The sequence below is a fragment of the Flavobacterium sp. genome, assembly GCF_046293665.1.
In the GTDB taxonomy this organism is placed as follows: Bacteria; Bacteroidota; Bacteroidia; order Flavobacteriales; family Flavobacteriaceae; genus Flavobacterium.
In genome coordinates, this window is sequence record NZ_JBKBOL010000007.1 from 129,131 (window position 1) to 155,841 (window position 26,711).

Consider the following 26,711-nt stretch of genomic DNA (forward strand, 5'->3'; position numbering starts at 1 on the left):
AAAGCAATTCTGAAAAAACTAAAGCACTTTGAAAAAGCGCTTTAGCGATAATTTATATAAATAAGAATTGACTTTTAGTTTTTCACAATTTTCTGGCTAAAATTTTTGTTAGAATTATCGCTGATTTTAACGATATATGTTCCGCTTGCTATATTAATAATAGGTATCTTTATCTCTTGTTGGTTGTTGTTTTCAATAGGATAAGTTGAAATTAATTGCCCTAATAAGTTGAAAAGGGTTACTGATTTTAAATTCAAATTTAAATCGGTATTTTTAATATTAAGACTACTGTCATTGTTGGTGAAATAGATAATAGGATTGTTTTCTATTGGTGTATTTACTCCTAAAGTTTGTCCGGAAAAGCGCAATGAAAATCGGTTATTGTATTCGCCAATTGGCAAAGAAATAACAAAGTCATTATTGCGGAGATTATGATCAATTCCTGTTTCATTGTCATGGATATAAATAGCCGTTGATTCTGAAATGTTTTCTAATTCAGCAATTTTTATCCTGCTTAATCCTTCAATAGAGGTTTTGATTCCTATAGGGATTATTTGTTCAGCATTAAAATTTGGGACTGCTTGAATAGTGAATTTCCCATTACTTATATTCCAGTATAAATCATCAGAATTTAAATCAATCATCGCTGCATCATAACCAATATCAAACGCATTGGTTGAATTTTGATCAACTCCAACTAAAATTTGTCGGTATAATTGATTTGGAGCCTCAAATAGTAATCTTATTTTCTGTCTTTCGTCATTAACGGAGTCTACATTTTCTGAACCATTCTGAGTTCTGAAAAACTGAGAGTCTGCTACCGATTCTGCTTTGAAAGCACGTTGGCTGTTTTTAAAAGTAATAGTTCCTCCGGTCACAGGCGTGCTTAAACCTGGATTGTTTCCGGTCAAATCCGTAGTGGTGCCTGTTCCTATGAAAAAACCTTGGGCTACAGGAATGTATTTTTTTGGAGTTTTTGTTCCATTTGCACCGTTATTAGCCGTCAGAGGATCATTTGATAATGCAACAACGCCTCCCATCAAAGTATAAGTGGCATATCCACCAACATATTGACCTAAAATATGAGTTTGTCCTCCAAAGTGATCCCAGAAATACAACGCTCCGTTAAAAACATTGGTTGCGGCTCTTCCATCTCCATCTTTAATATTGTCTTTGATAAATTCGTCAGCATCCAAGGCAGAAGGATAAGGGTTTCCAACCAAATAAGATTGATTCAAACTAATGTTTAAACCTATGTTTCCATTATTTGGTTTGCCTACGAAAACATAATTCTGTTCCGCCGAAGCCGAACCTAATCCGGTTACTCCTTTCATAGTGAAACCTTCACCAGGATTTGCAGTTCCGGTACTTCCCAGATGTTGCCATCCGGCATAAACTGTACTAATGCTTGTAAATTTATAAATCCAACCGGTACTTAATTTGGCCGGAAAAGTTAAGGCACCGTCTGCAAAATTAACATCCGCACCATAGTTCAAAGCACTTGGGTTAAAAGGATTTACGGCAGCATCTGAACCATCTCTTAGTACACCGCTAATGGAATAGTTTGTGCCATTTGTAGTAACGGGCGATGACCAGTAATTGTAATGATAACTACTTTGTGTTCCTTGTTGGTCTTTTAAAATTTTACCGGTTCCACTCGATGGATTGGCAGTTGTGCCATTCTGTACTATTTGTGCTTCGCCGGTTAAGCGCAAATCACCATTTAATAATGACAGATGATTTTGAACAGTTAATTCAAAATGATTAACCAAACTGATTCCTCGGGCACTATTAGAATTGTTAAGCGTTAAATTGTAAAATGTTTCGTTGGTTTTTATACCGGTATTTATAGTTTGAACCTGATTAACTGTTGCGCTATTAAAAGTTACTGTTCCCATTCCCGGTGTAAATGTTCCGCTGTTTCTCCAATCTCTACTAACGTATAAATTGGAGTTGGTAGCCATTGTTAATGATGCTGTATTGGCTATGATAACATCTTGTGCTCTGGCAATATTACTATACAAAGCAGCAAAACTAGAGGTTGAAGGATCAATAAGTGGCATTCTCACGGCACCGGCCGGAATTTGAGCATTGACAGTAGCCGATGGCATTCCGCCAGCCCAGTTTTTACAATCAAACCAATCTGTACTTTCAGCTCCTGTCCATAATCCCGGGGTTCCATTTAGAACGGTAACTACGGCTGATCCGGTCATTCCGGCTGCATTTGCTGTACATCTTGAGTCACTTAAAGCAGTGATTGTAAATGTTCGATTTGTGGTTATCCCATTAACATTAAAAACATACGGATTAGTATTGATGTTGTTTACCGTTGTAGTTGTTGATCCATTGCTGTAAGTTATACTCCAAGGAGCAACACCTGTTAAAGCAATACTAAAAGTTGCCGGACTACCTGAACAAATGGTTTGATTCGGACCAATATTTGCTGTTGGTCTTTGATTTACATTTACGGTGATATAAGTGGTTCCTTCAGGGCCATAACTGGTACAACCATTTAAAAATGAAGTAACCGCATAAGTTGTAGTAACTGTTGGAGTTACATTTACAGATGAAGTATTGCTAATTACTTGACCGGTAATCGAATCAACCCATTGTGTAGTAAGATTAGAAGGCGTTTCCGGGATTAAGATATTGTCAATAGCCCATGAACTGTTAGCGGTTCCATTATATACAAATCGGATTCTTAAATTAGGTTGCCCGATATAGCTACTTAAATCAATAGTTTGATTCGGAAAGGCATTATAAGGAGTTCTGGTGCTTGCTCCAGTAAAAGAAGCCAAAACAACAGTATAAGTAGTTCCACCATCTAAAGACAACTCAATAGAAACAGAAGCTCCGGTTTGCAAATTGAATGCATGATTAAAGCTTAAACTTGCTGAGCTCAATCCAAAAGTATTAAAAATCGGTGTTTGCATAATGGAGTTAAAATTTCCATTAGCTATAGCAAATTTTCCAATCGAAGTATAGTTAATTCCTGAATAAGTTCCGCCATTAGTTGCACTCAGTCTGAAAGGTCCTTCTGCAGTATTACTTCCACCGGCATTCAAACAGTTTCCACAACCATCTACCAACCAATTATCAGGGTTGGCATTGCTAAAAGTTCCGCCATTGGCTAAATAAGAACTGGTTGAAAATCCGCTTTCAGAATACAATACTGAAGAACCGCCAACACAAATAGTTTGTGGAGTTGCTGTCACAGGAGTAGGTCTAATATTTGGAATAACATCAATTAAAGCAATATAAGAATAAGCCAAATTACAAGAAACACCATTCTGAACTACTGCTCTAAAAAAGGTTGTTTGAGTAATATTACTGTAAGTAAGAGCAGTAGTCGTATTCGTAATTGGTGTCCATGTAGTACCGCCATTGGTAGTAGATTCCCAACGAACAACATCTCCGGTATGACCACTTAAATAAACAGTTCCGGAACCAAAATGACATACAGTTGTTGTTCTAACAACCGGACTAACATTTGGTAATGAAATGGAAGCAGTTCCACCAACACTCTGACTGTTTACATTAATTGCAGCTTGATTAGTAGTTAAATCAGTATCGCATCCATTACTAATTACACAATAATAATCCGTAGCCGAATCTGCCGGAGTAATCAGATTAAAAATCAGATTAGAAGAGTTTACACCTGAAATAGTGCCGCCATTAATTAAAGCAGTTGGTCCTTTGTACCATTGGTAGTTTAAAAGATCACCATTGACTATAACTGAGATTGAGGCTGAACCATTTTCACAAATATTTTGAGATGGATTTGGTTGTGTTTCTATAAACATTTGTTGAGGAATGCTTATCGGGCTTGTAGTGTTGAAACAAGTTGTGTTGTTGTCTGTAAACGTGAAAGTTACAGAGCCGGAGCTCAAACCGGTTATTGTTCCCGAATTATCTATACTGGCTTTTGTAACATCATTGCTAATCCATGAACCGCCTGAATTGGGCAATAATTGAGCAGTGCTTCCTATGCATATTTGGCTAGGACCACTAACTGTTGGAGCAGTATTTACAGTTATGTTTATAGAAGTGGAAGATGAGCAACCGTTTGCATCAGTTAAAGTATAGGAAATTATAGTGTTACCCGAAGCTATTCCTGTTACAACTCCGGAAGCATTTACAGTAGCGATATTGGTTGATCCTGAACTCCAACTTCCTCCCAAACTTGTATTGGATAGCATTGTTGTGGCTCCCGGACAAACGGTTGTGTTTCCGGTTATTGGGTCAACAATAGGAAGTGGATTAACTGTAAATGTGCCTAAACTGATTCCTGTTCCTTGAGTAGTGGTTAAGGAGATTGTTCCTGAAGTAGCTCCGGCCGGTAAAGATGCAGTTACTTGTGTATTGCTGTTTTGAATAAAAGTGGCATTCGTTCCGTTAAAACTTACAACGGTGGTACCGGCAATATGATTTCCGGTAATTACTACAGAGGCATTAGAGCCTATACAAGCGCTAGAGGGAGAAAAACCAATCATGGTGTAATGAACAGTTATCCTTATATAATCAACAGTAGCAGTTAAACTATTATTGGCATTTACAGAAAGTACAGCACCAAAATTGGCAGCGTTAATTTCAGCAGGCGTCCAAGTGCTACCCCAAGTGTCTGTAGCAGATCCATAAGTAGCGATAGTTAATGAAGTTGTATAAGCAGTAGTCGTAGCTTTGTCAACACCAACAATCACTCCGTTTTTTACTAAATAAACATCATTATCTCTTGTAACTCTACCACCAGTTGTACTACTAGTGCTTCTTCTAATATTTACTACAATTCCATTTATGATAGCGCTTGTTGGAATAGCAAAGCCATAATTGCTACCTAAAAGATAATCGGTATTTGCTGCACCACTAAAAATAGCTGTGGCATAATTAGTATCTCCAGTATTAGTGATGTTACCTGAATTTGTCCAATCAACATTGGCACCGGGGATAAAAGTCCCAGAACTCGGATTGTTTGGGCCGGCAGTTTGCGCTGTTGAAGATTGGCTTCCTAAAAGTAAAAGCACAACTAGAAGTAGGATGTATTTTTTTGAAAAAAATAATTCTAGTGAAAATCTATTCTCTCTTTGTATGTAGTTTTTTTTCATAGGGCGATGAATTTTAAACTTTGTTAATACTGATACAAATTTAAAGTGCCTACTTTCAGATGGTTATCTTTTTAGTTGTATTGCTTCAAAAATCGATTAACTACCACTTTTCGAGTGTTTTTATGAATTTTACAAAGGTATATGGTCAAAAAACACGCTTGTAAGTTGTTTAAAAACAGGATTTTACGATATTTTAAAGATGCACTTTATCGTGTTTTTTTGCTGTTGAAAGATAGTTTTAACAGAAATGGATCTGTGGTACTCAGGCTTAATGGTTTTCATCAGAGTATTCTTTTAGTTTAATATGTTAATTCAGATCGGGCAGATGTTATAAAATACCTATATTTGTTACTCTATAAAACCGAAAGTGTTTAATGAAACTTATTCTTAAAATCATCTTTTTACTTCCACTAATGGGCTTTTCACAATCCGATTTTGAAAAAGCAGAGAAATTGTTTCACCAGTCGAAGCATGCTTTAGCCAAACCCATCTTTGAGAATATTCTAAAAGAAAAACCAAGTGATTTAAAAACTTTAGAGTATTTAGGTGACATTGAAGGCGCCAGTAAAGCATGGACTAATGCCATGTTTTATTATGACAAATTGAGGAAACTCAAGCCATCTGAAGCCAATTATCATTACAAATACGGTGGCTGTCTTGGGATGAAAGCCAAAGAATCTAATAAATTCAAAGCTTTGGGAATGATTGATGACATCAAATCATCTTTTGAAAAAGCCATTCAACTCAATCCTAATCATATAGAAGCGCGCTGGGCATTAATTGAATTGTATTTAGAATTACCCGGAATAGTAGGAGGAAGTGAAAAAAAAGCACACAAATATTCAGACGAGTTATTCAAAATTTCTCTCGTAGATGGCTATTTGTCCAAAGGACGCATAGCAGAATATTTTAATCGATACAAAGAAGCCGAAAGTAATTATAAAAAAGCCATTGAAATTGGCGGTTCTAAAACTTCTTATCAAAAATTGGCTAATTTGTACAAAAACAAAATGAACCAGCCCGAAAAAGCCAAATTAGTCTTAGAAACCTATCAAGAAAAAAACAAGTCATAAAAACATGCGAACTCATTTTATAGCTATTGGTGGCGCAGCCATGCACAATTTAGCCTTGGCTTTACACAACAAAGGATATCAAGTTACCGGAAGCGATGATGCTATTTTTGAACCTTCCAAATCAAGATTACATAAGAAAGGATTGTTACCTGCCGAAATGGGTTGGTTTCCCGAAAAAATCACAACCGATATCGAAGCCATTATTTTAGGAATGCACGCCAAAGCAGACAATCCTGAATTGTTGAAAGCACAAGAACTCGGACTCAAAATTTATTCCTATCCCGAATTTTTATACGAACAATCCAAAAATAAAACCCGAGTGGTCATTGGTGGTTCACACGGGAAAACGACCATTACTTCCATGATTTTGCACGTGATGCATTTTCACAATATCGAAGTCGATTACATGGTCGGTGCCCAATTAGAAGGTTTTGATACCATGGTTCATCTCACGCATGACAATGATTTTATCGTTTTAGAAGGCGATGAATATTTGTCGTCACCCATCGACAGAAGACCAAAATTTCATTTGTACCAACCTAATATAGCCTTGCTTTCCGGCATTGCATGGGATCATATCAATGTATTTCCAACGTTTGAAAACTACGTAGAGCAATTTGAAATTTTTGTCAACCAAATTACCAAAGGCGGCATTCTAGTCTATAACGAAGAAGACGAAACTGTTAAAAAAGTAGCTGAAGAAAGTACCAATACCATTCGAAGATTGCCTTATCAAACGCCAAGCTATACCGTAAAAGACGGAACAACTTTATTAGATACGCCTGAAGGACCAATGCCAATTGAAGTTTTTGGAGCACACAATCTCAATAATTTAGCTGGCGCCAAATGGATTTGCCAAAATATGGGTGTAGACGAAGCCGATTTCTACGAAGCCATTGCCAGTTTCAAAGGCGCATCCAAACGTTTGGAAAAAATTGCCGAAAGCAAAGGCAAAGTAGCCTACAAAGATTTCGCCCATTCGCCAAGTAAAGTATCCGCAACAACCAAAGCGGTTAAATCGCAATATCCGGATAGAAAATTAGTAGCGTGTTTAGAATTGCATACTTACAGTAGTTTGAACGCCGAATTCCTAAAAGAATACGAAGGCGCATTAGATGCAGCTGATGTTGCCGTGGTTTTTTATTCTCCCGATGCCGTTAAAATCAAACAATTAGAGGAAGTAACTTATGACCAAATCGCCCAATCGTTCAAACGAGATGATTTAATTATTTATACCAATCCAGCGGAGTTCAAAGACTTTTTGTTCTCCTATGATTTGAACAATTCAGCGTTGCTGTTAATGAGTTCAGGAAATTATGGCGGATTGAACTTTGATGAGGTGAAAAATTTAATTTCTTAATTTGAAAATTAAGTTTATCATTTTCAAATCTTCACCCGAGGGCAAAGCCTGAACTGAACGAAGTTAAATTGACTAATCTTCAAATCAGTTTCCGTATTTAAAATGCCCAACAATTTCATAACTAAACAAGCAATCTTCTAAAACTTGTCCGCCACCAACATTATGCACTATCATCGGATTGCCGTCCGGTGATTTTTTATGGGTTATGATGCCAATGTGCGGCAATTTTCCGTTTATCATCCAAGTGACCATTTCACCGGTTTTGTAATCGTCAGGATTTTGGGTAACCGGTAGTTTTTTGCCTTTTCGAGTAAAGAATGTTTCCAGATTTGGTACTCTTCGGTGGTCAATATTGGTGTCCGTTTTCTTTAAACCCCATTTGGTCGGATATTTAGAAAAGTTGGCTTTCATATCTTCATGCACTTCTTTTTGCAAATCAATCCCTAATTTTCGATAAGCCCGAATCACAACATCGGTGCAAACTCCGGTTTTGGCAGGAACATCGCCATTCGGGTATTTTATAGCAACATAAGTTGGTGTGTAAATAATATTCGGGTCAATAATTGAAATCGCAGCCACTGCTAGTTTTTCTTCAAATGAGTTGGGCTTTGCTTCAATAACACCATTATTGATATCATTATTTTTTTGTCCACAAGTTAAAAATGTAAGTAAAATTAGCGAAAAATAAAAAGTTTTCATACTTTTAGTGTTTAAATAACTAACGATAAATCTTTTATTTTAGTATTGCGTTGGAACAAAATTTCTCTATAAAGAATTGGGCTGAAGACGATAAGCCACGCGAAAAGCTCATGCTCAAAGGCAAAGCAGTTTTAAGTGACGCCGAGTTGATTGCCATTCTCATTGGTTCCGGAAGTCGGAATGAAAGCGCTGTTTCATTAAGTAAAAGAATTTTATCGAGTGTAAATAACAACCTCAATGCTTTGGGAAAATTGTCACAGAAACAGTTAATGGAATTCAAAGGAATAGGCGAGGCAAAGGCTGTTTCCATTGCAGCAGCGTTAGAATTAGGCAGAAGGAGAAGAGCAGAAGAAACGGTAGACTTGCAAAAAATTACTTCTAGCAAAGCGGTTTTCGACATTATGCAACCCATCATTGGCGAATTGTTGCACGAAGAATTTTGGGTGTTGTATTTAAATAATTCCAATAAAGTGATTTATAAAGCACAATTGTCAAAAGGCGGAATCACAGGTACTGTAGTCGATGTGCGTTTAATTTTCAAAATGGCTTTGGAGCACAATGCGACAGCAATAATTTTATCCCATAATCATCCTTCGGGTAAACTATTGGCTAGTGATGCCGACCGAGATATCACTAAAAAACTTAAATTTGCCGGAGAGCAATTGGATATCAAAGTGCTCGACCATATTATCATTACCGAAAACGGCTATTTGAGCTTTCAAGACGAAGGCATTTTTTAAAATGAAACACATCACCGATATTTTTTTTGACCTTGATCATACGCTTTGGGATTTTGACAGAAACTCTGTTTTGGCCTTTGACAAGATTTTTAAAGTACATCATCCATCTATTAATACAGACGAATTTATAGAAATTTACGCACCCATAAACCAAGCGTGTTGGAAGTTGTACCAAGTAGATAAAATTACGCATGAAGAATTGCGTTACCAACGATTAAAGCAATCTTTTGACGCCATGAGTTATGCTATTTCAGATGAAGCTATCGATAAAATTTCACATGATTATATTGCTTTTTTACCCGACAATAATCAGCTGTTTGAAGGCGCTATTGAAGTCTTAGATTATTTATCACCGAAATATAATTTGCATATTATTACCAATGGTTTTGCTGAGGTTCAGTATAAAAAAATAAACAATTCCGGATTGGGAAATTATTTTAAAACGATAACCAATTCAGAAATGGCCGGCGTCAAAAAACCACACCGAAACATATTTGAATTTGCCCTATCTTTGGCCAAAACCAATAAAGAAAATGCCATTATGATTGGCGATTGCATCGATGCTGATGTCAGAGGAGCCATTGATTTCGGAATGCAAGCCATTTTGTTTGATGAGAAAAACTTCCATAACATACCCGAAGTACTTACCATCAATCGTTTAGTGGAATTAAAAAATATTTTGTAATATGAAAAAAATAGTATTGTCCCTGATTTTGTTGTTGTCTTTTGCCTCTTACTCGCAAAACATCAATGATTATCAATATGTAATAGTGCCAATAAAGTTCGAATTTTTAAAAGAAAATGATCGTTACCGATTGAACACGACGACAAAATTTTTACTGCAGAAATATAAATTCAAATCTTATTTGTCAAACGAAGAATTACCTGTTGAAATAGCCAATAGCCGATGTGCTTTACTTTATGCTTCTTTGGCAGAAGACAATACTATGTTTGTAACCAAAGTAAAAGTAGTCTTGAAAGATTGCTATGATAGGGTTGTATTCGAGACAGCATTTGGTACGAGCCGAACTAAAGAATATTTTGCCGCCTACAATGAAGCCTTAAGAGAAGCTTTCAAGTCATTTGATCAACTGAATTACCAATACAATGACAGTCAGCCTAAAGAAAAAAGCTTAGGAAAAATTGACGAACCGGCTGAAGTTAGAACTGCTTCAGAAAAGGCTATTCCGGCAACTGAACCCACAAAAGTTTTGGTTTCCGGACAATTGTATGCTCAGCCTATTGCCAACGGATTTCAATTGATTAATACAGAACCTAAAGTGATGTATAAAATTTATAATACTTCTCTAAAAGATTATTTCATCGCCTCAAAAGGAAGTCAACAAGGGGTTTTCTTTGCAAAAGATGGCAGTTGGTTTTTCGAATATTATCAAAACGATAAATTGATGTCGGAAAGAGTAGAAGTAAAGTTTTAGTATTGAACTGAAAACTGCGACTGCGACTTAAAACTATCAATTAATACCCATACTTATCTTTCCAGCGATTCTTTAAAAAAGTACGCATTTCGTTTTCACGGGCATTGTTGCCGGGTTTGTAGAAATTGGTATTTTTAATTTCATCCGGTAAGTATTCTTGTTCCGAAAAATTATTGGCGTAATTATGTGAATATTGGTATTCTTCGCCATAACCCAATTCTTTCATCAATTTAGTCGGGGCATTGCGCAAATGAATCGGTACCGATAAATCGCCGGTTTGTTTTACCAAAGCTTGGGCTTCGCCAATGGCCATATAACTAGCATTGCTTTTTGGTGATGTGGCTAAATAAATCGCACACTGACTCAAAATAATTCGGCTTTCCGGATTGCCAATAGTCGAAACGGCCTGAAACGTATTGTTGGCCATGATAAAAGCTGTCGGGTTCGCATTGCCGATATCTTCACTGGATAAAATCAACATGCGTCGGGCAATGAATTTTACATCTTCGCCACCTTCAATCATTCGGGCCAACCAATAAACTGCACCGTTTGGATCACTGCCACGAATCGATTTGATAAAGGCCGAAACAATATCGTAATGTTGCTCGCCGGTTTTGTCGTAAAGTACCGTGTTTTGCTGAACCAATTCTAAAACTTTGTCATTGGTAATCGTAATTTGGCCTTCAGGGCTGGCGTTTACCACGAGTTCAAAAATATTTAATAGTTTGCGTCCGTCACCGCCGGAAAGTCGCAATAAAGCTTCCGTTTCTTTTAATTTTATTTTTTTAGCCGAAATGATTTGGTCTTCTTTCATCGCACGGTTGAGCAAAGCCAACAAATCTTCTTTAGAAAACGGATTCAAAACATACACCTGACAACGTGACAACAAAGCGGGAATGACTTCAAAACTCGGATTTTCAGTCGTGGCACCGATTAAAGTCACCCAACCTTTTTCGACCGCAGCCAATAAAGAATCTTGTTGCGACTTGCTGAAACGGTGAATCTCATCAATAAACAATATGGGGTTTTTGGCGGTGAATAAACCACCACTGGTTTTGGCTTTTTCAATCACATCGCGGATGTCTTTTACGCCACTGTTAATGGCACTCAATTCATAAAAAGGACGATTGCTTTGTTTGGCTATGATTTGGGCTAAAGTCGTTTTTCCGGTTCCGGGCGAACCCCAAAAAATCATTGACGGAATCACACCACGGGCAATTTGTTGGGTCAACGAACCATTGTCGCCCACCAAATGCAATTGGCTGATGTACTCTTCTAAACGTTGCGGTCTGATGCGTTCGGCAAGTGGTGCTTCCATTTTTAATTTTAAAATGTGTCAATTTGAAGATTTGAAAATGGTCAGGATTTTCAAGTCGGGAATAGTGCAAATTTAATTATATTAGATTGTTATTTTGATAATTTTCAAATTATCTCATCTTCAAATTTTCAAATTTGTATGACAAATTAGCACTACTTTTATTTTGGCTGTGTTTTTGACAACAAGTATGTTTTAAAATAAAACCATGAACGATTACCACCATTTTAAGTTTACGCCATCGGTTTGGATAGTGCCAAGCTTTTTACTGATTTTGATTTGGTCGGTTTTCTTTTTTGAAAACAGTTTTAACATTGATTTGACTTCACACGGAATTTTGCCAAGGACTTTTTCGGGTTTGCAAGGCGTTTTGTTTAGTCCGTTTTTGCATGGTGATTTGAATCACATTGCCAATAATTCTATTCCGTTGTTTATCTTGACTACAGCATTAATTTATTTCTATCGCGATGTTTCACTGAAGGTTTTGTGTTACGGGATTTTGCTTTCAGGGATTATTACTTGGATTATAGGTAGAAACTCTTTTCACATTGGAGCCAGCAGTTTGATTTATGTGTTGGTGTCCTTTATTTTCTTCAAAGGCATGATGACACAATATTACCGATTGATGGCTTTGTCATTAACAGTGGTAATGTTGTATGGCGGAATGATATGGTATGTTTTTCCCGAAGTAGATAAGCAAATTTCTTGGGAAGGTCATTTGGCCGGATTAATCACCGGTTTTGCTTTCGCTGTTATTTTTAAAACTCCCGATTACAAAAAGACGATTCAATATGACTGGGAAAAACCTGAATTCAATCCGGAGGAAGATATGTTTATGAAGCATTTTGATGACAACGGAAACTTCGTAAATACACCAAAACCAGAAGAAATTGAAGAAGAAATTCCGGCATCAACCATCAATTATATTTATCACTTTAAAGAAGCGACAGACGATAACAAATCAATCGAATAATTTACCGTTTAGCCCCGATAGTAATGGAAATAAAAAATGTCCCGAATAGGGACATTTTTTATTGTATTGAATAGCGGGAAAATGGTTAGCTGATTAATCCCAAGCCATTCGCTCCTTACTGTCTTTGTCTTACGGTTTCATACAAAAACGCGCCACAAGCCACAGAAACGTTCAAGGAGCCGATAGTTCCGAACATGGGTAATTTGGCTTTCTCATCTACAATTTTCAAGACTGATGGATTGATGCCTCGGTCTTCGCTGCCCATGATGATGGCTACGGGTTGGTTTAAGTCAATGCTATAAATATTGTCTTCTGTTTTTTCGGTAGCGGCTACGGTTTTGATACCACTGCCTTGTAAGTAAAAAATAGCATCTTTGATGTGGTCCACTTTGCAGATGGGCACATTGAAAACGGCTCCGGCAGAAGTTTTTACGGTATCGCCATTGACTGGTGCAGAACCTGTTTTTTGGACAATGATTCCGTCAACGCCGGTGCATTCTGCAGTTCTGATGATGGCGCCGAAGTTACGGGCATCGCTTAGTTGGTCGAGAATTAAAAATAGTGGCGTTTTGCCGCTTTCGACAACACTGTCCACTAAAGTTTCTAACTTCACGAAAGTGATTGGAGCAATCGTGGCTACTGCGCCTTGGTGGTTGTTGGGTGTTAATCGGTTTAATTTTTCCACGGGAACGTAGGAGAAATTGATGCTGTGTTTTTTCATGGCTTTCATGAGTTCCTGCATCAATTCGCTTTGCGCATCGCTTTGGATAAATACTTTGTCGATTTCTTTTCCTGCGCTGATGGCTTCGATAATGGCTCTGATTCCGAAGATTTGGTTTTCTTTTTCCATGGCGCAAAGATATAAAAAAACCACCAGCGAAAACTGGTGGTTTTGAAAGCGTTTTAAAACTTTATCTTCGACTCTTTTGTCTAGAGCTTTTGATGTGGTTTGATTGTTTGCCTTGAAACACGGTATCTCCATCGCTATTTGTAATGGTATAAATGGACCCAGCCTTAATAATCGTATATTCAACGGCCGCGTTTGGATTACCATCATCTAAACCACCGTCTTGCATCGGGAAGAAACCGGAAAGATCGTAAGTTTGGTTAAAAGCCGTTCCCGGTTTAACAAATTGAATATTTGCCGGGATGTTGACATTTTCCAAATATCCGGCGGTTGTCCAAAGACTTGCATATAAATAATAAGTTCCATCAGCTAAATCTGCAGTACTTAGAATCAAGCCTTCCGGGCAGTTGGTATAACTGAAATCTAACAAATCAAAGTCTGAGCTGTATAATTCCAAATCTAAATCCAAATCGCAATTGTCAATTTCTTCACCACCTGATTGGAAAGTTCCGCCCCAATCTAATCTAACATGTAAGTCATTAGAAACGGAGTTGGTGATGGTGATGTCAAAAAACAAATTATCAACTGTTCCGAGTAGTGTTCTGTTTGATATTACTTGAAGTTTTAGTGTTTCAGTTTGTTCTCCTAAGTCATCAAAAATGGTTGCGATATTTACACTGTATTCAGTAGTATAGGCAGGGATTTCAAAAATATAGCCAACCGGTCCGCCATTTTCTTCAATAGCAACACAATCCGGATCGTTGCTTCTACAGCCCGGAATGACATAGTCAAGTTGATCCGTAGCAGTACTTTCATCATTTATCATAACAAGCCTATACTGTATGGGTTTGTTTATGGCTTTATCTAGTTTAAAAGACAGGACAGCATCTTGACCTTCAGCAACGGTAATAGCGGTTGGTCCATCTGCAGTTAAAACAGGTTTAACTTTGCTTCCTAAATCTTCTACATCATCATTACAAGCAATAAATAGCGCTGTTAGGCAAAGTATTGCTAAGATGTTATATTTATAATTTGATATTTTTTTCATAAAATAATTATTAAAGTTTTGTATAAACAGCCGTGAAATACCTACGATTTGGTGCTGCTGAGAAACCTCTGATAGAATAATTCATGGTGATTGATACTACCTCTCCGGTTACCGGGTCTAATGTAACAGCGCCTGCGTTGGCATCTCCTTCCACCAAGTTTGTGTAGAAATCTCCTAAATATTGTTCATCGATTACAATAGATTGACAAACATCTTTAAAAATGAAGCCATTTCTAGGTGCGCCATCATCAGTTAAATCGAAATAAGGTCCGGTTGTTGAAGTTACATATTCACCCAGCGATAATTGGGTTATTACTTCGTTTGGAAAATTGAAAACGGCACCGTTATCTTGTCTCGTAACTGTTAAAGAGTACATTCCGGCTAAATCGGATTCACATTTGGCAATTGTTATGGTTATGGTTCTTTTATTGTCAGCTATTACGGCATTAGAACTTAAAGGTTGACCAAGACTAACCACAATAGTTTTCGGGACATTTCCCGGAAGTACTGCAGGATTTACGGTGAATGGTAATTGAATAAAATCAGCACCTGCCGGTAAAGAAATGGTGTTTCCGGTTATGTTTACAGTATAATCAGTACCGGCGATTGCCGTGCTGGATGGATCGATAGTAAAAGGGATAACTATATCTTCCTCGGACGGAGTACCATTGCTACCACCTAATAAATTAATTGGTTCAGCAATTTGAACCGGGTCTACATCATTGTCTGTGTAAATGTAAGAACCTTGTGCGTTTCTAAAGCCTACGATGTGTGGACCGTTACTGTTATTTTCTGCATCATCCTCAACACATGATTGTAAGGACACCAACGATAGTATCGTTAAAACGATCAATTTTATTTTTTTCATATCTTTTATTGTTGATTCCAAAATATTTTACTTGTGAAAGCCTGAGATTCGCTTTGCTGCGGAACATTTGCAGTATTTCCTGAAATTTCAGAGCTTGGATATAATAATCTTATTGGTCTTGATGTTCCTGGTGCAACAGTAGACAAAGGAACATGACTTGGGAAACCTGTTCTGGTATTTTCAATCCATGTTTCTCCACCATTTATTCCGTTTAAAGCAATCCATTTTTGATTGATTATGGCTTCAATTTGATTGCCTCCGGAAGCATTCCATCCTACTAAGTTAATAGATTGATTGTAATAAGCGCTGGCTTGAGCACTACTTAACCCTAAAAGTTTGTATGACTCAGTTATTCCGCTTTCGTATAGGTTTTTTGCCGTCCCGTTTAAATAGCCTCTTTGAACAGCTTCAGCTTGAAGAAAAAGACTTTCGGCGGCTGTAAATACGATACCGTCTTGAGAAGAATTGACCAATAATCCCGGGCCAACGTGAGATACAGGGTAATTAGTACTTGTGTTTAAAACATCACCTTGTTGGTGGCCGTTATAAGTTCCTGGGCCAGCTGATGTTGCAGAGTAGATTCTTCCTAATCTTGCATCGTTTGTGGCTTGTAAATAGTTGATGGTATATTTGGTTGCTCCCGTAGAAGACCAATTGTTTTTAAAAGCATCATTGGTATTTAGGAACGTTGAGGCAAATCCGTTTTGTTGATTGGCCGTTGGGTTATAACCCGGATTGATTTTAACATTATCATTAGGGCCTAAAAATTCGGCATTGCTACTTTGTAATTCGGCCATTTTTGCAGTAATGTAAGTTGATGAAGCCGCTCTGCCCGATTCTCTTAAGAGTATTCTAAGTTTAAGTGTATTGGCAAACTTTTTCCACATGTTCATATCACCGTTTAGCATAACATCGTTTGCGCCAGGATTTAAAGTTCCTGAAGGTGCATTGTCAATTAACTCAAGCGCTTCATCCAGCTGGACAATTAGATCTCTATATATGGTTTGAGCATCATCGTAAACAGGAGTTAAGTTATTTCCTCTAAGATGTGCTTCAGAGTATGGGATGTCACCATACAAGTCAACTAAATATTGAAAATAGAAAGACTTCAGTATTTTGGCAATAGCTTTATAATTGTCATATCCAGGTCGTGTAGTATTTTGTATAAAAGTAAAGTTGGAAGTTCTTAAATACAAGTTTTCAAATATTCCTGCATAGAAATCTGAAGTAACATTATAAGTATGTTCGTTAAAATAGTAGCTTGAATTTGAAGCGCCGACATCTCTGGTCCAATTGTTCATCATTAGATTACCCAATTGATTCATGTTGTCTTGTACAAAATTCGGATTGTTATTGTTAACGTAACCTGCTAAAATATTGTAAGTATACACTTGTGAGGCTGCTAAAACAATCTCGGGGTTTACATTTTCAGCAGAAGGATTATTCGGATCTTCATTGACATCCAAAAAATTATCGCAGGAGTATAATACTGAGAGAAGCAGAAAACCACTCAATATTTTTGTTTTTATATTTTTCATTTTAAATTTTATTTAAAAGGTTATGTTGATGTTAAAACCGTATGTTCTTGTTGGAGGTGCTTGTGCTCCTGTGCTTAAACCAACATTATTTCCGGTTGTAAACGAGAATTCGGGATCAGTGTAATTTCTGTTTTGTTTTGGCAAAATCATAAATACATTTCTGGCGTTTAAACCTATTGATATGCCGTCAACTTTCAGGTTTTGAATCATTTTTTGGCTGAAAGTGTACGAAAGGGCAATCTCTCTACATTTGAATGCAGTAGCATCTAAAACAAAGTTCTCGTCAATTTCTCTATAAATTCCGGTAAAGTAATCTTGTCCACCGGAAGTTGTTACGCCTGTATTTTGAGTGTAAACTCCTGGGGCGGTTTCAATTACGGAATTAGGGAAAATGAAAGGTTCTCTTCCGTTTTGAGCTGTTACAATATCCGATCCGTTTTGAATCAAGCCATCTTTAACCCCGGCATAAAAAACGTGACCTGTTCTGTAGTCAAATACGCCCGTAAGTTTTAAGTTTTTGTATCTGATGTTTGTGGTAAGGCCTAAAATATAATCCGGAGTGGTTTTTCCAAGTTTTACATTGGTTGCTTTTAATGGGTCTCCGGTAGCGGCATCGATTACTACGTTCCCGTTGTTGTCTCTCAAATAACCTGTTCCAACTATCATTGGGAATTGTTCTCCTTTTATAGCTGCAATTCCGGCAGTTCCTATATAACCGCCAACGGCTACTTGGTCAGAATTTGGTGTTACTTTAGTCACTTCAGTCTTTGGCGCACTATAACCAAATCTGAAATCCCATGTAAAATCTTCAGTTTTAACAGGTGTTACACCCAAATCAAATTCGATACCTTGAGAAACAGTTTCACCAATATTTATAGTTGCAGAAGCTGCACCTGAAGTCGTTGATGGAGAGGTTTGTAAAATTTGGTTTTTGTTATCTGAGTAATAGTAACTAGCATCAAAAGTAATTCTTCTTTTAAAGAATTCTAAGTTGACATTGAACTCTCTTGAAAGATTAAATTCGTTTTCTAAATTAGCATCTGCTAAACTAATAGTTTGACCAAAAGAGTTAATGGTTGAATAAGGGAATCCTACAGCAGCGGCACTTACAAAACGATCATTGATGTCGTATGGTCCAACAATGGCATTTCCAACTTTAACATAACTGGCAGATAGTTTGGCAAAAGTTAATGCTTTACCACCAAAGCCAGGGAAAGCTTTTGTTGGGATGAAAGAAACACCTCCGCTGTAGTAAAAGAATGGGTCATTGATCACTGATGTCCAGTCTTTTCTTGCGGTTAAGTTGAAGAATAGGTAATCTTTATAGCCCAAATCGACATTGGCAAAATAAGCAAAAGTTCTTTCTCTTGATTTAAAATCTGATGGTATGGCATTTCCTGTAATGTTTGACATATTGTACAAACCAGGAATCACCAGTTTTTCGCCTCTTACCGATAAAGCATTGATTTCTGAATTCGTTATGTTGTTACCTACATTGGCTTTTAGTGTGATGTCTTTTGTCAATTCATAATCAAAGTTCAGTAAAACATCAGAATAAAGTGTTCTGGTATTGGTATTTCCAACTTCATATGAGGAAACATAATCAAATGGAGAATCCCAATACACCACATCTGTTTTATAACCGTTAAAAAATTCGACTCTATTAAATGAGGTACTTCTGTAGCTGGCTCTGTAAGTAAGATCGATATTTTTGTTGAACTTGTAATTCAGTTCGCCAACTCCTTCAAAGGTTTGTCCTTTATTGGAGATTCTTTCATTTTTCAACTTCCAGTATGGACTTAATTCCCAGTAAGTCCAGTGTGTTGCATTGTCAGGATTGTTGAAGAGCTGAACAGGAACGTTAACCGGAACCTGAACTAAAGCTCCGTAAATTGAGCCCTCAACGCCACCGGCAGTATTTTGGTTACTGGTGGTATAAGTTACATTTCCATTTAAACTCCATTTACCGGCTACTTTACCGGTACTTAGATAGAAGTTGTTTTTAGTGAATTTGTCTCCCGGGATAATACCTTCTGTTTTTTGATTTCCGACAGAGAAATTGATATAACCATTTTCATCACCTGAGGATATAGCAACAGAATTTAATATTGTACTTCCGTCAGTAAAGAAAGGTTTGTAATTGTCTTTGATGAAGGAATAAGGCAACATAATTTGCTCTAAACCCGTTGGTTGTAGCGATCCGTCTAATTCAGCACCCCAGTTGGTGTTTTCTGTAAAATCTTGAGCGCCTTGGTAACCTTGCCCGAATCTGCTTTGCAGTTTTGGAAACATAGAGGCTTCTTCAACAGTATATGTTGTATTTAAGGTGATTTTGAATTTTTCGTTTTCTTTTGTTCCTTTTTTGGTAGTTACAATAATAACTCCATTGGAACCTCTTGAACCATAAAGTGCTGCACCATTAGACCCTTTCATAATATTGACAGATTCAATGATTTCCGGGTTTAATTCGGCAAATGCACCTGCGGTTGATATAACACCATTGATTACAATTAACGCTTCGTTATTTCCGGTAATAGACCTGAAACCACGAAGTTGAATGCGAGTGTCAGGGTTGACACCGTTATTGACAGTGTTAATTTGTAAACCGGATACTTTTCCAACCAATCCAACAGCGGCATTTGTTGCTTTTGCCTGATTTAATTCGTCTGATTTAACCAGTTGGGTTGCAGTAGTGATTTCATCCGGTTTTCTTTTGATTCCTAATGCGGTGACAACAACACCTTCTAGCTCAAAAGCATCGTCTTCCATTTTAACATTCATAGTAGTTGATGAAGCGAAAACTTCTTTAGTCTTTAATCCGATAAAACTAAAGACTAGTATTTGATCTGGTGCTGCTTTGATAGAGAATTTACCATCAAAGTCTGTTTGTGTCCCGAGCGTTGTTCCTTTTACAAGAACATTAACACCTGGAGTTGGAAAGCCACTATTATCGGTTACAATACCATTAACAGTCCTTTCTTGTGCAAAAGAAATTTGCACCAATAACGCTATGAAAAGCGTTAAGAATCCATTTAACTTTGTTTTCATTATTTAATTTGGTTATAATTAGTTACTACCAAAAGTCAACAAAAAATATTAAAAATCCTAATTAATAAATAAATTATACAGACAAGTTTTATTTGATTAAAAATTGGCTTTAAAGCTAATATGGACTATCGAGTTTGAGAGTTTTATGGCTTGATTGTTCGTGCTTCCGTTGGCATAAATAATATTAAATAACCCGTTTTTAGACCAAAGACCAAAGCCGAAACCAATCCCTAAAAGATTTTCATCGGTGTCTATGGTGTTGTCCTTTAAATAGCCATAGTCAATAATTGAGTGAATATAAAGCGTTGGTGCAAGGACGTAGCGGTATTCAGTCAGTAAAGAAGTGAAAGTGTTGCCTTGTAAGCTGTTTTCGTTAAAACCACGAATGGAGTTTATTCCGCCAAATCGTGACAGTTCATTTACGATGTAATTTTTGCTTTGCAAATAAAAATTTTGCGATTTAAGATTGATAATGTTTTTTGGGTTCAAGTATAAGTTATGTTTGAGGTTTAAGCTTCCGAAAATTTGATTGTCTGAAATCAATTTGGCGTCTCTTTTTCCTGTGCCTAATTTTAGGTTAAAATTTGTTTTTTCCGGAAAAAGGAAATCGTCATTTTTAAAATCAGCAAATTCTAACGCTGTGGTAAGGAAAGAATTATTGAAGTCACTCAAATTGGCAGTGTTCGCATTTTGAATATCACTGGATTCGGTAGATTGATAACCCAGATACAATCGGGTGTTGTAATTAAAGTAATAACCAAGTTCTATGTTGGTTCGTGTGTTTTGAAAAGTACTATCTTGTTTGAAAATATTTAACTCTGTTTTGAGCCCAATAGGGCTTTTAAAAAGATAGGGTAGTTCTAAGCCAAAATTGAATGTTTTTTGGTCTTGACCATCGCTTTTCCAGTACAATGAGAATTTTTCACCCGAGTTTAAAATATTCTGCAACACTAAATCTACATAACCGCTCAGAACTAGTTTGCTTTCTTCATCGTTGGTGAAACCTATATAGCCATCAAAAGTGTTTGGTTTTGCTTTTTCTAAATACACATAAACTTTAGTAGAATCCTTGGTGAATAAAATTTCAGGATACTTACTTTGTTTGACAAATCGAAATTTTTCAAAATCGTTGTAAAGTTTGTCCAGATTTTTTTGATTGAAAACTTTATTGCGATAAAGCCGAAGGATATTTTTTTTATGACTTTCCGGAAATTTATCATAGCCGTTAATGACAATGCCATTGAGTTGTCTTTGTGTTTCTTTTTTAATCAATAAATCGGCAATGATATTATCTCCTTTGCTTTGGATATTGTCGAGTTTGACTTTGGCCATCGAAAATCCATTGCCTTCTAGTTTTTTTAAAGTGCTGTTCAAAAAGCTTTCTGTTTCTTCGTAAGGAATAGTTAGCGTATCGTTTTTCAACGAGTAAAAAGAGGGAATGTTTTCTCGATTTTTTATACCTATATATATGCGTGCATAATTTATCCTTTTGCCGAGGTCATATTTGTAACAAAATGTAGAGTCGTTAAGCTTGATGATTTCTGAAAACTGACTTTCAGTATATCCTTTTTTAGTGAGCTTTTCGTAAAATAAATTGTTTTCGGTTGTAATTGATTTTACGTTTTCGTGTTTTTTGATGTAACCGATACTGTCGATTGTTTTGTTTTCGACCTCATTTTGCCCGATGATTTTCAGATAGAAATTTTGTGCCGAAGTATTCGAGCTGACGATAATCAATAAGGCTATAAGTGAAACTTTTTTCAACAGTTGTTATTGTTTGTTTCAAAATAACGCAAAAAAACTCTTTTTATTACTGATAATTGATTGGAAAAACAATCTGTTTGAAAATTAATTAATTATGATTTGTTTCATTAAAAATAATTACTACATTTGCAACCCCTAAAAAAGCGGGATTTTAATAAATAAAGAAATTTTAGTATTTAATTATGCCAACAATTCAACAATTAGTAAGAACAGGAAGAACTCAAATCACTAAGAAGAGTAAATCGGTTGCTTTAGATTCTTGTCCTCAAAGAAGAGGTGTTTGTACGCGTGTTTACACTACTACTCCAAAAAAACCAAACTCAGCCATGCGTAAAGTTGCGCGTGTACGTTTGACTAATGGAAATGAAGTGAATGCTTACATCCCAGGAGAAGGACATAATCTACAAGAGCACTCGATAGTATTAGTGCGAGGCGGAAGGGTAAAAGATTTACCAGGAGTTAGATACCACATTGTGCGTGGTGCGCTTGATACCTCAGGTGTAGCAGGAAGAACACAAAGAAGATCTAAGTACGGTGCTAAACGCCCAAAAGAAGCTAAAAAGTAATTTTAAAACTTTTAAAGAAAAGACATGAGAAAAAGAGCGGCAAAGAAAAGACCACTTTTACCGGATCCTAAATTTAACGATCAGTTAGTAACACGTTTCGTGAACAACTTGATGTGGGATGGTAAGAAATCAACAGCTTTCAAAGTATTCTATGATGCAATGGATATCGTAGAAGCAAAAAAGAACAATGATGAGAAAGCATCATTAGAAGTTTGGAAAGATGCTTTAACCAATGTTATGCCTCACGTAGAAGTACGTAGTCGTAGAGTAGGTGGAGCTACCTTCCAAATTCCAATGCAAATCAGACCGGACAGAAAAATTTCTATGGCTATGAAGTGGATGATACTTTATGCCAGAAGAAGAAACGAAAAGTCGATGGCTGGTAAATTAGCTTCTGAAATCTTAGCTGCGGCTAAAGAAGAAGGTGCTGCTGTTAAAAAGAGAATGGATACTCACAAAATGGCAGAAGCAAACAAAGCATTCTCTCACTTTAGATTTTAATATTTAAGAAATGGCTAGAGATTTAAAATTTACAAGAAACATCGGAATTGCGGCTCACATTGATGCTGGTAAAACAACAACAACGGAGCGTATATTATTCTATACCGGAAAGTCACACAAAATTGGTGAAGTGCACGATGGTGCTGCAACAATGGACTGGATGGCACAAGAGCAAGAAAGAGGTATTACTATTACTTCGGCAGCTACCACTTGTGAGTGGAGTTTTCCAACAGAACAAGGTAAACCTTTACCAAATTCTCAAGATTACCACTTTAATATTATTGATACTCCAGGACACGTTGACTTTACTGTAGAGGTAAACCGTTCATTGCGTGTATTGGATGGACTGGTTTTCTTATTTTCTGCAGTTGACGGTGTTGAGCCTCAATCAGAAACTAACTGGAGATTAGCTGATCAATATAGAGTTCCACGTATGGGATTCGTAAACAAAATGGACCGTCAAGGTTCTAACTTCTTAAGCGTTTGTCAACAAGTTAGAGACATGTTAAAATCTAACGCTGTTGCGATTACTTTGCCAATCGGTGAGGAAAACGACTTTAAAGGAGTGGTTGATTTAGTAAAAAACCAAGCGATTGTTTGGCATGATGCAACTCAAGGGGCAACTTTTGATATTGTTGACATTCCTGCTGATATGGTGGCTGAAGTTAAAGAATACAGAGATATCCTTATCGAAGCAGTAGCTGATTATGATGAAAACTTGCTTGATAAATACATGGAAGATCCGGATTCTATCACTGAAGACGAAATCAACACGGCTTTAAGAGCTGCTACAATCGACATGGCTATTATTCCTATGATTGCTGGTTCTTCTTTCAAAAACAAAGGAGTTCAATTCATGTTGGATGCGGTATGTAAATATTTACCATCTCCTTTAGATAAAGAAGGTATTGAAGGAATTCACCCTGATGATGCTGAATTATTAGAAGAAGATCAAAAGAAAATTATACGTCGTCCTGATGTAAAGGAGCCGTTCGCAGCCTTAGCATTTAAAATTGCTACTGACCCTTATGTTGGTCGTTTGGCTTTTTTCCGTGCTTATTCAGGTCGTTTAGATGCTGGTTCATACATCTTGAACACGCGTTCTGGAAACAAAGAAAGAATTTCTCGTATCTACCAAATGCACGCTAACAAGCAAAACCCAATCGAGTACATCGAAGCAGGTGATATTGGAGCAGCAGTTGGATTTAAAGATATCAAGACCGGAGATACTATGTGTGACGAAAAGCACCCAATCATTCTTGAGTCAATGAAATTCCCAGCACCGGTAATTGGTATCGCTATCGAGCCAAAAACTAAAGCTGACGTTGATAAAATGGGTATGGCTTTGGCTAAATTGGCTGAAGAAGATCCAACGTTTACTGTAAGAACAGATGAAGCTTCAGGTCAAACGATTATTTCAGGTATGGGTGAGTTGCACTTAGACATCCTTGTAGATCGTATGAAACGTGAATTCAAAGTTGAAGTAAACCAAGGTGAGCCTCAAGTAGAGTACAAAGAAGCTTTCACAAAATCTGCTCAACACAGAGAAACCTATAAAAAACAATCTGGAGGTCGTGGTAAATTCGGTGATATCGTATTTAGATTAGAGCCTGCTGATGAAGTTGACGGAAAAGTGCCTGTTGGATTACAGTTCGTTAACGAAGTAAAAGGTGGAAACGTTCCTAAAGAATATATTCCTTCTGTAGAGAAAGGTTTCAGGGAAGCTATGAAAACTGGTCCATTAGCTGGATACCAAGTAGATAGTTTAAAAGTAACTTTATTGGATGGATCTTTCCACCCGGTAGATTCTGATGCGCTTTCTTTCGAGTTGGCTGCTAAAATGGGATACAAAGAAGTAGCAAAAGCTGCCGGAGCTGTAATCCTTGAGCCAATCATGAAAATGGAAGTTATTACTCCAGAAGAAAACATGGGAGATATCGTTGGTGATATCAACCGTCGTAGAGGTCAAGTAAATGATATGGGTGACAGAAATGGCGCTAAAACTATCAAAGCTAATGTGCCATTATCTGAAATGTTTGGTTATGTAACTACATTGAGAACATTATCTTCAGGTAGAGCAACTTCTACAATGGAATTCTCTCACTACGAGCAAACTCCTTCTAACATTTCTGAAGAAGTAATCAAAAAAGCAAAAGGTAACGCTTAATTCTTATCAAGATGAGTCAAAAAATTAGAATAAAATTGAAGTCTTACGATCACATGTTGGTTGATAAATCAGCAGAGAAAATCGTAAAAACTGTGAAAAGCACAGGTGCTGTTGTAACAGGTCCTATTCCGTTACCTACACACAAAAAAATATTTACTGTATTGCGTTCTCCACACGTTAACAAAAAAGCGAGAGAGCAGTTTGAAGTAAGTTCATACAAAAGATTACTAGACATCTATAGTTCTTCTTCGAAAACTATCGATGCTTTAATGAAACTTGAATTGCCAAGTGGAGTTGAAGTAGAAATCAAAGTATAAGTAAACAGTTTTCTGAAATGAGTATCAGGAGTAAATGTATTTCTGATACTTATTTCTTTATTAAAAGTAAATAAGTATTAATTAATAATTAGTTTAATATGTCTGGGTTAATTGGAAGAAAAATCGGCATGACTAGCATTTTCGATGAAAACGGGAAAAACATTCCTTGTACAGTAATCGAAGCTGGACCTTGTGTCGTTACCCAAGTCAGAACCAATGAGGTTGACGGGTATGCAGCTCTTCAACTTGGTTTCGATGACAAATCAGAAAAACACGCTACTAAAGCTGACTTAGGTCACTTTAAAAAAGCGGGAACTTCTGCAAAAAAGAAAGTCGTTGAATTCCAAGGGTTTGAAGAAAATTACAAATTAGGTGATAATATTACCGTGGAAGTATTCAGCGAAGGAGAATTTGTTGATGTACAAGGTGTATCAAAAGGAAAAGGTTTCCAAGGGGTTGTAAAACGTCACGGTTTTGGTGGTGTTGGACAAGCTACTCACGGACAACACAACCGTTTGAGAGCGCCAGGTTCTGTAGGAGCATCTTCTTATCCATCACGTGTATTCAAAGGAATGCGTATGGCGGGAAGAATGGGAGGTGATAATGTAAAAGTACAAAATCTTAGAGTTTTAAAAGTAGTAGCTGAAAAGAACCTACTTGTTGTTAAAGGAGCTATTCCTGGATGCAAAAACTCTTACGTAATCATTCAGAAGTAATGGAAGTAAAAGTTATAGATATCAACGGAAAAGATACTGGAAGAAAAGTTCAACTTTCTGATGCAGTATTCGGCATTGAGCCAAATAATCACGCAGTATATCTTGATGTTAAGCAATACTTAGCAAATCAAAGACAAGGAACGCACAAAGCAAAAGAAAGAGCTGAAGTAGCGGGAAGTACTCGTAAGATTAAAAAACAAAAAGGAACAGGTACTGCTCGTGCAGGATCTAAAAAGAGTCCATTGTTCAAAGGTGGAGGAACAGTATTCGGTCCAAGGCCAAGAAGCTATTCTTTCAAATTGAACAAAACTGTAAAAAGATTGGCTAGAAAATCTGCCTTCTCTTTGAAAGTTAAAGAATCAAATTTATTAGTTGTGGAAGACTTTAATTTTGAAACACCAAACACTAAAAATTTCATCAACGTTTTGAAAGCTTTAGGGTTAGAAAACAAAAAATCTTTGTTTGTGTTGGGTGATTCAAATAAAAATGTATATTTGTCGTCACGCAATTTAAAGGCATCTAGCGTAGTAACTAACTCAGAATTAAGTACTTACGAGATTTTAAATGCGAATAATTTAGTTCTTTTAGAAGGATCTTTAGAAGGAATTGAAGAAAATTTAAGCAAATAATAGA

The 26,711-nt window shown here is 36.7% G+C and carries 21 protein-coding genes; 12 read left to right on the top strand and 9 right to left on the bottom strand.

What is annotated here, in order from left to right; translation table 11 throughout:
• Nucleotides 1-74: 74 nt before the first annotated feature.
• Entirely contained in the window at nt 75-5,102 is a 5,028-nt protein-coding gene (locus ACK4R1_RS11060; protein WP_409686807.1) for a T9SS type A sorting domain-containing protein, read from the bottom strand.
• Between the two features lie 374 nt (nt 5,103-5,476).
• Here ACK4R1_RS11060 and ACK4R1_RS11065 point away from each other — a divergent pair, with 374 nt between their 5' ends.
• Nucleotides 5,477-6,175 carry a tetratricopeptide repeat protein gene (locus ACK4R1_RS11065; protein ID WP_409686809.1) on the top strand — a complete coding sequence of 233 codons (699 nt, stop codon included), beginning with the start codon at nt 5,477-5,479 and terminating at the stop codon, nt 6,173-6,175.
• Between the two features lie 4 nt (nt 6,176-6,179).
• Entirely contained in the window at nt 6,180-7,535 is a 1,356-nt protein-coding gene (murC, locus tag ACK4R1_RS11070) for a UDP-N-acetylmuramate--L-alanine ligase (protein WP_409686811.1), read from the top strand.
• An 84-nt stretch (nt 7,536-7,619) separates the two neighbouring features.
• Here murC and ACK4R1_RS11075 read toward each other — a convergent pair whose 3' ends face one another.
• On the bottom strand, nt 7,620-8,234 hold the full coding sequence (locus ACK4R1_RS11075) for a DUF1287 domain-containing protein (protein WP_409686813.1): 615 nt from the start codon (nt 8,232-8,234) through the stop codon (nt 7,620-7,622).
• Between the two features lie 50 nt (nt 8,235-8,284).
• Here ACK4R1_RS11075 and radC point away from each other — a divergent pair, with 50 nt between their 5' ends.
• Genes radC through ACK4R1_RS11090 form a run of 3 tightly spaced genes read left to right on the top strand, consistent with a single transcriptional unit; the run spans nt 8,285 to nt 10,410 of the window.
• A complete protein-coding gene (gene radC / locus ACK4R1_RS11080; protein ID WP_409686815.1) occupies nt 8,285-8,974 on the top strand; it encodes a RadC family protein in 690 nt (229 codons plus the stop codon).
• A 1-nt stretch (nt 8,975) separates the two neighbouring features.
• A complete protein-coding gene (locus ACK4R1_RS11085; protein ID WP_409686817.1) occupies nt 8,976-9,659 on the top strand; it encodes a YjjG family noncanonical pyrimidine nucleotidase in 684 nt (227 codons plus the stop codon).
• 1 nt (nt 9,660) lies between these two features.
• On the top strand, nt 9,661-10,410 hold the full coding sequence (locus ACK4R1_RS11090) for a hypothetical protein (RefSeq protein WP_409686819.1): 750 nt from the start codon (nt 9,661-9,663) through the stop codon (nt 10,408-10,410).
• Between the two features lie 40 nt (nt 10,411-10,450).
• Here the strand turns inward: ACK4R1_RS11090 and ACK4R1_RS11095 are convergent, their stop codons facing one another.
• Nucleotides 10,451-11,728, bottom strand: coding sequence for a replication-associated recombination protein A (locus tag ACK4R1_RS11095; RefSeq protein ID WP_409686821.1), 1,278 nt, complete (start codon nt 11,726-11,728; stop codon nt 10,451-10,453).
• A 205-nt stretch (nt 11,729-11,933) separates the two neighbouring features.
• Between ACK4R1_RS11095 and ACK4R1_RS11100 the strand changes: the two genes are divergently transcribed.
• Nucleotides 11,934-12,698 (top strand): rhomboid family intramembrane serine protease, encoded by a 765-nt coding sequence (locus tag ACK4R1_RS11100; protein WP_409686823.1) that lies wholly within the window; start codon nt 11,934-11,936, stop codon nt 12,696-12,698.
• Between the two features lie 115 nt (nt 12,699-12,813).
• Here the strand turns inward: ACK4R1_RS11100 and rlmB are convergent, their stop codons facing one another.
• From rlmB to ACK4R1_RS11130, 6 genes are all read right to left on the bottom strand, one after another.
• A complete protein-coding gene (gene rlmB, locus ACK4R1_RS11105) occupies nt 12,814-13,548 on the bottom strand; it encodes a 23S rRNA (guanosine(2251)-2'-O)-methyltransferase RlmB (RefSeq protein WP_409686825.1) in 735 nt (244 codons plus the stop codon).
• A 61-nt stretch (nt 13,549-13,609) separates the two neighbouring features.
• Entirely contained in the window at nt 13,610-14,593 is a 984-nt protein-coding gene (locus tag ACK4R1_RS11110; protein ID WP_409686827.1) for a hypothetical protein, read from the bottom strand.
• A gap of 10 nt (nt 14,594-14,603) precedes the next feature.
• On the bottom strand, nt 14,604-15,461 hold the full coding sequence (locus tag ACK4R1_RS11115; RefSeq protein ID WP_409686829.1) for a hypothetical protein: 858 nt from the start codon (nt 15,459-15,461) through the stop codon (nt 14,604-14,606).
• A 5-nt stretch (nt 15,462-15,466) separates the two neighbouring features.
• Entirely contained in the window at nt 15,467-16,999 is a 1,533-nt protein-coding gene (locus tag ACK4R1_RS11120; protein WP_409686831.1) for a SusD/RagB family nutrient-binding outer membrane lipoprotein, read from the bottom strand.
• Nucleotides 17,000-17,011: 12 nt separating this feature from the next.
• On the bottom strand, nt 17,012-20,047 hold the full coding sequence (locus tag ACK4R1_RS11125; RefSeq protein ID WP_409686833.1) for a SusC/RagA family TonB-linked outer membrane protein: 3,036 nt from the start codon (nt 20,045-20,047) through the stop codon (nt 17,012-17,014).
• 96 nt (nt 20,048-20,143) lie between these two features.
• The gene (locus ACK4R1_RS11130) at nt 20,144-21,811 is read right to left on the bottom strand and encodes a hypothetical protein (RefSeq protein ID WP_409686835.1); all 1,668 of its coding nucleotides are present in this window, start codon (nt 21,809-21,811) and stop codon (nt 20,144-20,146) included.
• 182 nt (nt 21,812-21,993) lie between these two features.
• Between ACK4R1_RS11130 and rpsL the strand changes: the two genes are divergently transcribed.
• The 6 genes from rpsL to rplD all read left to right on the top strand — a co-directional run bounded on the left by rpsL (nt 21,994) and on the right by rplD (nt 26,707).
• Nucleotides 21,994-22,377 (top strand): 30S ribosomal protein S12, encoded by a 384-nt coding sequence (gene rpsL / locus ACK4R1_RS11135; RefSeq protein ID WP_007136570.1) that lies wholly within the window; start codon nt 21,994-21,996, stop codon nt 22,375-22,377.
• Nucleotides 22,378-22,401: 24 nt separating this feature from the next.
• Nucleotides 22,402-22,878 carry a 30S ribosomal protein S7 gene (gene rpsG, locus ACK4R1_RS11140; RefSeq protein WP_121312848.1) on the top strand — a complete coding sequence of 159 codons (477 nt, stop codon included), beginning with the start codon at nt 22,402-22,404 and terminating at the stop codon, nt 22,876-22,878.
• A 10-nt stretch (nt 22,879-22,888) separates the two neighbouring features.
• Nucleotides 22,889-25,045, top strand: coding sequence for an elongation factor G (gene fusA, locus ACK4R1_RS11145; protein WP_409686838.1), 2,157 nt, complete (start codon nt 22,889-22,891; stop codon nt 25,043-25,045).
• 11 nt (nt 25,046-25,056) lie between these two features.
• Nucleotides 25,057-25,362, top strand: coding sequence for a 30S ribosomal protein S10 (gene rpsJ / locus ACK4R1_RS11150; protein ID WP_026710316.1), 306 nt, complete (start codon nt 25,057-25,059; stop codon nt 25,360-25,362).
• Nucleotides 25,363-25,460: 98 nt separating this feature from the next.
• Complete coding sequence (rplC, locus tag ACK4R1_RS11155; protein ID WP_409686840.1) at nt 25,461-26,078, top strand: 50S ribosomal protein L3; 618 nt, start codon at nt 25,461-25,463, stop codon at nt 26,076-26,078.
• Nucleotides 26,078-26,707, top strand: a complete 630-nt coding sequence (rplD, locus tag ACK4R1_RS11160; RefSeq protein ID WP_409686842.1) for a 50S ribosomal protein L4 — start codon at nt 26,078-26,080, stop codon at nt 26,705-26,707. Before rplC ends, rplD begins: the two co-directional genes overlap by 1 nt.
• Nucleotides 26,708-26,711: the final 4 nt, after the last annotated feature.